The 8,965-nt window shown below is 59.1% G+C and carries 12 protein-coding genes; 11 read left to right on the top strand and 1 reads right to left on the bottom strand.

The annotated features are described in order from the left end of the window. Positions 1 to 188 precede the first annotated feature (188 nt). The 3 genes from FHS64_RS10240 to FHS64_RS10230 all read left to right on the top strand — a co-directional run bounded on the left by FHS64_RS10240 (position 189) and on the right by FHS64_RS10230 (position 3,211). Complete coding sequence (locus tag FHS64_RS10240; RefSeq protein ID WP_167178096.1) at positions 189 to 1,310, top strand: GNAT family N-acetyltransferase; 1,122 nt, start codon at positions 189 to 191, stop codon at positions 1,308 to 1,310. Next, complete coding sequence (locus tag FHS64_RS10235; protein WP_243862916.1) at positions 1,307 to 2,227, top strand: cupin-like domain-containing protein; 921 nt, start codon at positions 1,307 to 1,309, stop codon at positions 2,225 to 2,227. The genes FHS64_RS10240 and FHS64_RS10235 overlap by 4 nt, the downstream gene beginning before the upstream one ends. Positions 2,228 to 2,323: 96 nt before the next feature. Beyond that, positions 2,324 to 3,211 carry a GIN domain-containing protein gene (locus FHS64_RS10230; RefSeq protein ID WP_167178095.1) on the top strand — a complete coding sequence of 296 codons (888 nt, stop codon included), beginning with the start codon at positions 2,324 to 2,326 and terminating at the stop codon, positions 3,209 to 3,211. A gap of 66 nt (positions 3,212 to 3,277) precedes the next feature. On the opposite strand, the gene FHS64_RS10225 is transcribed toward FHS64_RS10230, so the two are convergent. Then, positions 3,278 to 4,009, bottom strand: a complete 732-nt coding sequence (locus tag FHS64_RS10225; protein WP_167178094.1) for a hypothetical protein — start codon at positions 4,007 to 4,009, stop codon at positions 3,278 to 3,280. A gap of 710 nt (positions 4,010 to 4,719) precedes the next feature. Here FHS64_RS10225 and rpsJ point away from each other — a divergent pair. From rpsJ to rpsC, 8 genes are read left to right on the top strand one after another with little or no spacing between them, the layout of a single operon-like run. Further along, entirely contained in the window at positions 4,720 to 5,025 is a 306-nt protein-coding gene (gene rpsJ, locus FHS64_RS10220; protein ID WP_003164367.1) for a 30S ribosomal protein S10, read from the top strand. 21 nt (positions 5,026 to 5,046) lie between these two features. Then, the gene (gene rplC / locus FHS64_RS10215; RefSeq protein ID WP_167178093.1) at positions 5,047 to 5,766 is read left to right on the top strand and encodes a 50S ribosomal protein L3; all 720 of its coding nucleotides are present in this window, start codon (positions 5,047 to 5,049) and stop codon (positions 5,764 to 5,766) included. Continuing rightward, positions 5,766 to 6,404: a 50S ribosomal protein L4 gene (rplD, locus tag FHS64_RS10210; RefSeq protein WP_167178092.1), complete on the top strand. Its 639-nt coding sequence runs from the start codon at positions 5,766 to 5,768 to the stop codon at positions 6,402 to 6,404. The genes rplC and rplD overlap by 1 nt, the downstream gene beginning before the upstream one ends. Beyond that, complete coding sequence (locus FHS64_RS10205; RefSeq protein ID WP_167178091.1) at positions 6,404 to 6,709, top strand: 50S ribosomal protein L23; 306 nt, start codon at positions 6,404 to 6,406, stop codon at positions 6,707 to 6,709. The genes rplD and FHS64_RS10205 overlap by 1 nt, the downstream gene beginning before the upstream one ends. Positions 6,710 to 6,713: 4 nt before the next feature. Next, positions 6,714 to 7,550 carry a 50S ribosomal protein L2 gene (rplB, locus tag FHS64_RS10200; protein ID WP_167178090.1) on the top strand — a complete coding sequence of 279 codons (837 nt, stop codon included), beginning with the start codon at positions 6,714 to 6,716 and terminating at the stop codon, positions 7,548 to 7,550. 2 nt (positions 7,551 to 7,552) lie between these two features. Continuing rightward, the gene (rpsS, locus tag FHS64_RS10195) at positions 7,553 to 7,831 is read left to right on the top strand and encodes a 30S ribosomal protein S19 (RefSeq protein ID WP_167178089.1); all 279 of its coding nucleotides are present in this window, start codon (positions 7,553 to 7,555) and stop codon (positions 7,829 to 7,831) included. 3 nt (positions 7,832 to 7,834) lie between these two features. After that, positions 7,835 to 8,215, top strand: coding sequence for a 50S ribosomal protein L22 (gene rplV / locus FHS64_RS10190; RefSeq protein ID WP_167178088.1), 381 nt, complete (start codon positions 7,835 to 7,837; stop codon positions 8,213 to 8,215). Beyond that, positions 8,215 to 8,961 (top strand): 30S ribosomal protein S3, encoded by a 747-nt coding sequence (rpsC, locus tag FHS64_RS10185; protein ID WP_167178087.1) that lies wholly within the window; start codon positions 8,215 to 8,217, stop codon positions 8,959 to 8,961. The genes rplV and rpsC overlap by 1 nt, the downstream gene beginning before the upstream one ends. Positions 8,962 to 8,965: the final 4 nt, after the last annotated feature.

The raw sequence follows: 8,965 nt of genomic DNA, 5'->3' as shown, positions 1-8,965 counted from the left end.
GTTTCGAAGATCGTTGCCTAAGCAACGCTTTGATTTGACCCACACGGGTTAAGCCTAAAAGACGGCCCCCCGGAGCAATCCGGGGGGCCGTTTTGTTATGTAGCGCGCCGGCATTGGATTTGGCTTTTGGGTGCAAATAGGCTTTAGGAAGAGCTCGGATTTCACGGGTTGGGGGAACCTGCAAGATTATGGGACTGGAAGCAGTCACAATCCCGATGAGGGATTTGACGCCGCATGAACGCCAGCTTTGGCAAGAGTGGCAGGGCGCACGCCCGCAGCTGCGAAGCCCGTTTTTTAACATCGGTTTTAGCGATGCTGTGGCCAGCGAAGGTTCCGATGTCGCGGTTGCCAAACTGTATGAAGCTGGCCGTCTGATCGGCTTCTTCCCGTATCAGCGTCGGGGCGGGACGGCCTATCCGGTCGGTGCGCCGATGAATGACTATCATGCGGTGATTGGCGATCCGCATACCCGCGTGACGCTGGAAGACGTGGCGCGGCTGCTGCCCACAAAACGCTTGAGCGTGAATAGCTGGATCGGGCCGGATAATGGTCCCGACGATGATCGGTATCTCAGGCAATCGACCTGTCAGGCGACCATCGGACCCGATGGATATGACATGTGGTTTGAAGGCCGCCGTATCCAGCACAACAAGTATTTCAAGGACAAGGCCCGCAGCCGTCGCGGGATGGAAGCGGCCTTTGGACCCATGCGTGTCCAGATTGAAGGCGCGAACCATGACATGCTGGAGCAGTTGATCCACCTGAAGAGCCAGCAGTACCGGCGCACAGGCCGCCACGATATCTTCGGGCCGAAATGGACGCGTCGCCTGTTGCATCGGCTGTTGGACGGGGATGACAGCTTCAAGGCGTCACTGGCGTCTTTATGGGCGGGCGACACCTTGTTGGCGATGGAGCTGAGCCTGCACGCCGATGGGGTGTGGCATTTCTGGTTTCCGGCCTATCTGGAGATCGGCGCAAAATACTCGCCGGGAATTTGGCTGAGCATGGAAACCATGCGTCAGGTTTGTACCGACGGCTATGACGAGTTCGATTACGGGTTTTCGGGCGAGGCGTACAAAAAATACTTCTGCAACCGTAGTGAACAGGTCGTAGAGGCCATCGTCGGGGCAGGGGACTGGACGGACTTGGTACGTCTTGCAGCCAAAAGACCGGATCTGGCTGTGAGCATAAGACGCCGTTGGGCCGCCATTGAAGCGTCTGAGCCACGCTGGACAGGTCGCATGGTCGGCACCATCCTTGCAGGACGCGGGTTTATGAGCCGGATAGCGCGCAAGGAATCCAGTAAATGAACACCCGAAGCATGGATGAGCCTCGCCAACTGGGTGCGGTGCGTAACAGCACCGTCCACTCCCATGGTCTGGATGTGTCGGCCTATAGTGGCGATGCGGCGCTGGCGGCTCTGCTGGACAGGTATCCGGCCGAACTGATCGACGTGAACCAGTATAGCTATGATGCGGCCGGTCAGGTCACGCTCATGGCTGGCGAGCGCGGGCAATCCAGCGGTGCCGAACTGCTGGAAGCGATTGGCAAGGGCCGCATGTGGATCAACCTGCGCGGCATCGAGGATGTCTGGCCCGAATTCTGGGAGGCCGCCTCGGATGCCTTTGGCGACATCGCTTCGACCTATGAAGATATGAGAGCGGTGAAGCGTGCGGGGCAGTTGATTATCTCCTCGCCCGGTACGCGCGTGCCGTACCATTTCGATGCGTCGGGTGTGGTGCTGTTCCACATGCGCGGCATCAAGCGCATGTTTGTCTATCCTTCGGACGAAGCCCATCAGCCGGAACGGGCGATGGAGGGCATTGTCGCGCGCCGGACGACCGAAGAACTGCCTTATGATCTGGCTTTCGAGCAGGATGCAGCCGTATTCGAACTGCATCCCGGCGAGGCGCTGGCATGGCCGCTCTATGCGCCGCATCGTGTCGAGAATGTCGATGGTCTGTGCGTGAGCCTGTCGATGGACTACCAGACGTGGGAAAGCCGTGCGCGTACAGGCGCGCTCTATACCCATGCCTTTCTGCGCGAGCGGGGCTTGAAGCCGCCTTCCATGCATAAGGTATCAGGGGCCGGTTTGGCTCTGCGCTGGCTGGCATCATTGCCGCTGCGCCGCATGCGGGTGCTGGGCAATAATATAGTGAAAATTCCGCGCCAATTCGTGGTGGATGCCAGTGCCCAAAACGGCATGCGCCTGACCGCTTTAGATTAAAAGGCTGTCATTACGGGCTTGTAAGCGGACTTTTGCGTCGCGCTGGCCCACCTTCACCTCATCAGATTGGATCAATCCGGCGAGGAAGGCTTGGGCATGAATATTCGTACAACGGTATGTATGGGCGTCGCCACTGCGGCTCTGTTGGTTGCTGGCAGTGCTTCGGCGCAGTCGGTCAAGATCGAGAACGCGGTCGCGCGTGTGATCTATGTTGTCGAAGACCGTAGTGATATCGCCATCGAGGTTTCTAACGAAACCGGCGCAACGCCGCCATTGCAGATGACCCGCTCGGGTAATGACATCACGATACGGGGCAATATTGGTGGTCGCCGCAATACGATCCGCATCAATGAATGCCATTCGGGCCGCAGCCGTTCGCCACAGTCCTCGCCCGGAGAAGGTGCGAGTGTAACGATCGAAGGCAAACGTGTTGCCTTGTCCGACGCGCCGATGATTGTCGTGCGTGGCCCGAGGACTGTGAAGATCAGCACCACGGGCGCTGTGTTTGGTTCGATTGGACGTGGCGCTCAGTCGGTTGATCTGGGTAGCGGTGGCTGTGGCGACTGGGTTGTGGCCAATGTCAGCGGTGCCAGCGAAATCAGCATCGGCGGATCGGGCCAAGTGTGGAGCGGTTCGGCGCAAAGGCTGAAAGTCGCGATTGGCGGCAGTGGCGATGTGCGCGCCGGTCGCGTGGAAGCACTGGAAGTGGCGATTGGCGGATCGGGCGATGTGACGGTTCAGGAAGTGAACGGTCCCGTGGCTGTCGCAATTGCCGGATCGGGTGACGTCAGCGTCTCTGGTGGACGTGTGAGCGATCTGTCTGCCCAGATTGTCGGATCGGGTGATGTCGATATTGCCACGACGGTGCAGGATGTCTCGGTCGGGATTATGGGATCGGGCGATGTCCGTATCCAGCGCGTGACCGGCAATGTATCCAAACGGATAGCCGGATCGGGCGAAGTCCGCATTGCGCGGCAGTCCTAAAGAAAAAAGCCCCGGTGGATGTCCACCGGGGCTTCTTCATTTCATCCGTAGGGGATGAAACAGGTCTTACAGACCCAGACCAGCGCCAGCGCGGTCACGGGCTTGCAGGTCGCCACCGAAGTTGTAACGCACGCCGACCTTGATGCCGTTGGCTTCAAGAGCGAAGTCGTCCGAGTCGGTGTAGGTGTACGAAGCGAAGGCCGAGTACGGCGAAGCTGCGAACTGGTATTCTGCGCCGATCTTGGCAGCCAGAACGTCAGCGTCGAAGCCCATCAGTTCAGCGTTCTTGTACGAAACGCCAGCGTTCAGGCGCAGAGCCGGGGTAGCGTAGTAAGCAGCGTCAGCTTCAACCGACCAGATGTCAGCGTCGTGAACGGTGCCGTACGAAGCAACGCCGGTCAGGGTTGCGCGGTCGAAGTACTTCTGGGCAACGCCACCGAAGGTGTTCAGGCTCGAACCGGCGAATTCTTCAGCAGTGAAGAAGCCACCAACGCGGTAGGTGCCGATAACCTTGGTCAGGGCAACCGAACCACCCAGGGTGGTTTCTTCGTCGAAAGCAACGATGTCGCTGTCGTTGTAGGTGCCGTTACCAGCGAAGGTTACAGTCCAGTCACCGAAGACCGGGGTAGCAACAACGCCGTCCAGAACGACGGTGTTGGTTTCAACACCCGAAGCGATGCCGATGTCAGCATCGGTGTACTGGTAGGACAGGCCAAACGAACCAGCGGTGTCTTGAGCCATAGCCGGAGCGGCGATCAGAGCGGCGACAGCGGCCGAAGCGAAGAAAACGGTTTTCATTTTTTTATTGTCCTTTTGAGACTTGCACGCCTCTCGGGGGAGGGCGGCGTGGAACCGGTGAGATAGTCGCTCGGATGTCGTTCCGCTGTAACGAACTTGTCATCAATGGCTACAGACGGGTGCCTTGTTGCGCCAAAGTCACTCAATGTGGCAAAGGCGTGTTTAATCAGCGTCTTAATGTGGCAAACCTGTGCGGCGTGCCTTGTTTTGGACGCGAAGGTCACAGCCGTTAAGCAAAGATAAACGGCCAAGGCGGGCAAAGAGAGACTCAGGGGCGGTTTGGGGTGCCCCATACTTAAGAAGAGTTCGTACGGGCTTTTGCGGGGCGGATGGGCTATCTCTTGAGGTGGGGGATTTGGGTTGGCGCTTGCCACTTTTTTGACCTCTTTCGGCGGGGATATCCTGGGCAGGGTGGCGCGGCTCAAAGCCAATGGTACCAAGGGATTCAGCGCTTGACGTTGCGTGAATCAACAGGCATAAGCACCACTCTTGTTGGACCGGCTGTGCACTTTCGGGTGCAGACGCGGTTCGCATGGACGGCCTAAGTTACTGTTCTTTTTAGAGCTTCTTGGGAATTTACGGCTCAGGCGGGTAACCGCGTGGGCCGATCGTTTTTGCGGATTTGCGTTCCCTGGGGGTAACCCCGAGGCTTCGGTCTTTGAAATGGTTCACAGGGACGCGGCTCCGGCCGCATGGGAATTACAACCGATATGGATCAAAGCATCCGCATCAGGCTCAAGGCCTTCGATCATCGCGTCCTCGACTTCTCGACGCGCGAAATCGTTAACACCGCCAAGCGCACGGGCGCGACCGTTCGTGGTCCGATCCCGCTGCCGACCCTGATCGAGAAATTTACCGTGAACCGCTCGCCGCACGTCGACAAGAAGTCGCGCGAGCAGTTTGAAATCCGCACGCACAAGCGCGTGCTCGACATCGTCGACCCCACTCCCCAGACCGTAGACGCGCTGATGAAGCTCGATCTGTCGGCTGGCGTGGACGTCGAGATCAAGATCTAAAGAAAGAAGAGGCGGGATCCGATGCGCACGGGCGTGATCGCCAAGAAGCTGGGTATGACCCGCGTGTTCGCCGATGATGGTGCACACGTGCCGGTTACTGTACTCGAGCTCGACGGCTGCCAAGTCGTCGGTCAGCGTACCAAGGAACGTGACGGTTACGTCGCGCTCCAAATGGGCGCTGGCACCAAGAAGGCCAAAAATACGGCCAAGCCGCAACGCGAAGCTTTCGCGAAGGCTCAAGTTGAACCCAAAGCATACATCACCGAGTTCCGCGTGGACGAGGATGGTCTGCTGGACGTGGGTGCCGAAATCTCGGCAGACCACTTCGTAGCTGGCCAGAAGATCGACGTGCAGGGCCTCACCATCGGTAAAGGTTTTGCCGGTGCGATGAAGCGCTGGAACTTCGGCGGTCTGCGTGCATCGCACGGTGTGTCGATTTCGCACCGTTCGCACGGTTCGACGGGGCAACGCCAAGATCCAGGTAAAGTGTTCAAGGGCAAGAAGATGGCTGGTCATCTGGGTCAGGAAACTGTCACCCAGCAGAACCTCACCATCGTCCGTGTTGACGCTGAACGTGGTCTGATCCTGGTCAAGGGCGCTGTCCCGGGCCACGATGGCACCTACCTGAAGCTTACCGACGCTGTGAAGAAGGCTCGTCCGGCTGAAGCCCCGTTCCCGGGTGCTGTTAAGTCGGCTGCAGCTGCTCCGGCGGTTGAAGCCAGCGAAGGCGGTGAAGCGTAATGAAACTCTCTGTCATTCAACTCGACGGCAAGGCTGCTGGCGACGTGGAACTGTCGGAAGCCGTTTTCGGCATCACCGACATCCGCGGCGACCTGCTGGCCCGTTACGTCAACTGGCAGCTTGCCAAGCGTCGCGCTGGCACGCACAAGGTTCAAACCCGCAACGAGAATTCTCGTACGGGTAAGAAGATGTACAAGCAAAAGGGCACCGGCGGCGCTCGTCACGGTTCGCGCCGTGCTCCGCAGTTCGTTGGTGGTTCGCGCGCTTTCGGTCCGGTCGTTCGCGACCATGGCTTCTCGCTGCCGAAAAAAGTCCGCGCCCTGGCTCTGCGTCACGCCCTGTCCTCGAAAGCTAAAGCCGGCGATCTGATCGTCGTCGACAGCGTTTCGATCAAGGAAGCCAAGACGGCCTCGCTGCGCGAGACCTTCGGCAAGCTGGGTTGGACCAAAGCTCTGATCATCGCTGGTCCGGAAGTTGACACCAACTTCGGCCTCGCTGCTCGTAACATCCCGCACATCGACGTGCTGCCGAATGCCGGCCTGAACGTCTATGACATCCTGCGTGCTGACAAACTTGTGCTGACCAAGGCTGCCGTTGAGGCAATCGAGGCGCGCTTTGCTGAGAAGGAAGCCGCATAATGGCCGCCGCTCAACCTACCGCCAAGCACTACGACACCATCCTGAGCCCGATCATCACTGAGAAGGCCACGATCCTGTCGGAACAGAACAAAGTCGTGTTCCGCGTTGCCGGTACCTCGACCAAGGACGAAATCGCTGCTGCGGTTGAATCCCTGTTCAATGTCAACGTCCTCAAGGTCAACACCCTGGTTCAAAAGGGCAAGACCAAGCGTTTCCGTGGTATCAACGGTCGTCGCGTGGACATCAAAAAAGCTATCGTGACGCTGGCTGAAGGCCAGTCGATCGACGTGACGACGGGGCTCTAATCAGATGGCTCTGAAGCATTTCAATCCGACGTCCCCGGGCCGCCGCGCCCTGGTACTGGTAGACCGTTCCGAGCTGCACAAAGGCCGCCCGGAGAAGTCGCTGACCGAAGGCCTGACCAAGTCGGGCGGTCGTGGTCAGGGTGGTCGTATCGCTGTCCGCTTCCGTGGCGGTGGCGCTAAGACCCTGTATCGCAAGATCGACTTCAAGCGTCGTAAGTTCGACGCTATCGGTACTGTCGAGCGTCTGGAATATGACCCGAACCGCACCGCCTTCATCGCCCTGGTAAACTATGCCGACGGCGAGAAGACCTACATCATCGCTCCGCAACGCCTGAAGGCTGGTGACACGATCGTCGCTGGCGAGAAGGTCGACGTGAAGCCGGGCAACGCGATGCCGCTGCGCTCGATGCCGGTCGGCACCATCATCCACAACGTGGAGATGAAGCCGGGCAAGGGTGCTCAGCTGGCTCGTTCGGCTGGTGCTTACGCCCAGCTGGTTGGCCGCGACCAAGGTTACGCTCAAATCCGTCTGGGTTCGGGTGAACTGCGCATGGTTCTGGATGCGTGCATGGCTACCGTTGGTGCCGTGTCGAACCCGGATCACATGAACCAGAACCTCGGTAAGGCTGGTCGCAAGCGTCACATGGGCTTCCGCCCGCACGTCCGCGGCGTCTCCATGAACCCGATCGACCACCCGCACGGTGGTGGTGAAGGTCGTACCTCGGGCGGCCGTACTCCGGTTACGCCGTGGGGTAAGGACACCAAGGGTACCCGTACTCGCAAGAACAAGGCCACGGACAAGTACATTATCCGTAGCCGTCACGTGAAGAAGGCTCGCTAAGAATGGCCCGCTCCTCCTGGAAAGGCCCGTTTGTCGACGGGTATCTGCTCAAGAAGGCCGACGCCGCTCAATCGTCGGGCCGTAAAGATGTGATCAAAACCTGGTCGCGTCGCTCCACCATCCTGCCGCAGTTCGTGGGTCTGACCTTTGGCGTTTACAACGGCCAGAAGCACGTTCCTGTCGCCGTCTCGGAAGAGATGGTTGGCATGAAGTTCGGCGAGTTCGCGCCGACCCGTAACTTCCCGGGTCACGCTGCGGACAAGAAGGCCAAGAGGAAATAATCCATGGCCCAGACCAAGAACACCCGTCGTGTTGCTACGAACGAAGCCCGCGCTAAGCTGGTTAATGTTCGTATCAGCCCGCAAAAGCTGAACCTGGTGGCTGCCTCGATCCGTGGCATGCCGGTCCAGAAAGCTCTGAACGAGCTGGAGTTCAGCCGCAAGCGCATCGCCATCGACGTTCGCAAGGCTCTGTATTCGGCTATCTCGAACGCCGAAAACAACCACAACCTGGACATCGACAACCTCGTGGTTGCCGAAGCCTTCGTTGGCAAGAACCTGGTGATGAAGCGTTTTGCGAGCCGCGCTCGTGGTCGCTCGTCGCGCATCATGAAACCGTTCAGCGAAATCACGATCGTGGTTCGCGAAGCAGGTGAGGCCGCCTAATGGGTCAGAAAATCAATCCAATCGGTCTGCGCCTCGGCGTAAACCGTACGTGGGACAGCCGCTGGTTCGCCGGCGGTGCTGACTACGCTAAGTTGCTGCACCAGGACCTGAAGCTGCGTACGTGGCTGAAGGAACGTCTGTCGGCTGCTGGCGTTGCTCGTGTGATCATCGAGCGTCCCCACAAGAAGTGCCGCGTGACGATCTACGCTGCCCGTCCGGGCGTCGTGATCGGCAAAAAGGGCGCTGACATCGACAAGCTGCGCAAGGACATTGCGGCTCGCACCGAAGGCGAAGTTCACCTGAACATCGTCGAAGTTCGCAAGCCGGAAACCGACGCACAGCTGATCGCTGAAAACATCGCTCAGCAACTCGAGCGTCGTGTGGCTTTCCGCCGCGCGATGAAGCGTTCGATGCAATCGGCCATGCGTCTCGGCGCAAAGGGCGTGCGTATCAACGTCTCGGGCCGCCTCGGTGGCGCGGAAATCGCTCGTATGGAATGGTACCGCGAAGGTCGCGTGCCGCTCCACACCCTGCGTGCTGACATCGACTATGGCTTCTATGAAGCCAAGACGACCTACGGCATCATCGGCGTGAAGGTTTGGGTCTTTAAGGGTGAAGTGCTCGAGCACGATCCTATGGCTCAAGACAAGCGCTGGGCTCTGGAAGCCGCAGGTCCTTCGTCCAACGAAGGCCGTGAACGTGGCCCCCGCGGTGATCGCGGTCCGCGTCGTGGTCGTGAGGGCTGATTAG

Origin of the sequence: Brevundimonas terrae, assembly GCF_011761985.1 — a bacterium.
In the GTDB taxonomy this organism is placed as follows: Bacteria; Pseudomonadota; Alphaproteobacteria; order Caulobacterales; family Caulobacteraceae; genus Brevundimonas; species Brevundimonas terrae.
This window is presented reverse-complemented; position numbering and strand designations above follow the sequence as displayed.

What these genes read in the sequence shown, in the direction of transcription:
- FHS64_RS10240 (WP_167178096.1), top strand. Translation starts at nt 189, where the DNA reads ATGGGACTGGAAGCAGTCACAATCCCGATGAGGGATTTGACGCCGCAT.
- FHS64_RS10235 (WP_243862916.1), top strand. Translation starts at nt 1,307, where the DNA reads ATGAACACCCGAAGCATGGATGAGCCTCGCCAACTGGGTGCGGTGCGT.
- FHS64_RS10230 (WP_167178095.1), top strand. Translation starts at nt 2,324, where the DNA reads ATGAATATTCGTACAACGGTATGTATGGGCGTCGCCACTGCGGCTCTG.
- FHS64_RS10225 (WP_167178094.1), bottom strand. Translation starts at nt 4,009, where the DNA reads ATGAAAACCGTTTTCTTCGCTTCGGCCGCTGTCGCCGCTCTGATCGCC.
- rpsJ (WP_003164367.1), top strand. Translation starts at nt 4,720, where the DNA reads ATGGATCAAAGCATCCGCATCAGGCTCAAGGCCTTCGATCATCGCGTC.
- rplC (WP_167178093.1), top strand. Translation starts at nt 5,047, where the DNA reads ATGCGCACGGGCGTGATCGCCAAGAAGCTGGGTATGACCCGCGTGTTC.
- rplD (WP_167178092.1), top strand. Translation starts at nt 5,766, where the DNA reads ATGAAACTCTCTGTCATTCAACTCGACGGCAAGGCTGCTGGCGACGTG.
- FHS64_RS10205 (WP_167178091.1), top strand. Translation starts at nt 6,404, where the DNA reads ATGGCCGCCGCTCAACCTACCGCCAAGCACTACGACACCATCCTGAGC.
- rplB (WP_167178090.1), top strand. Translation starts at nt 6,714, where the DNA reads ATGGCTCTGAAGCATTTCAATCCGACGTCCCCGGGCCGCCGCGCCCTG.
- rpsS (WP_167178089.1), top strand. Translation starts at nt 7,553, where the DNA reads ATGGCCCGCTCCTCCTGGAAAGGCCCGTTTGTCGACGGGTATCTGCTC.
- rplV (WP_167178088.1), top strand. Translation starts at nt 7,835, where the DNA reads ATGGCCCAGACCAAGAACACCCGTCGTGTTGCTACGAACGAAGCCCGC.
- rpsC (WP_167178087.1), top strand. Translation starts at nt 8,215, where the DNA reads ATGGGTCAGAAAATCAATCCAATCGGTCTGCGCCTCGGCGTAAACCGT.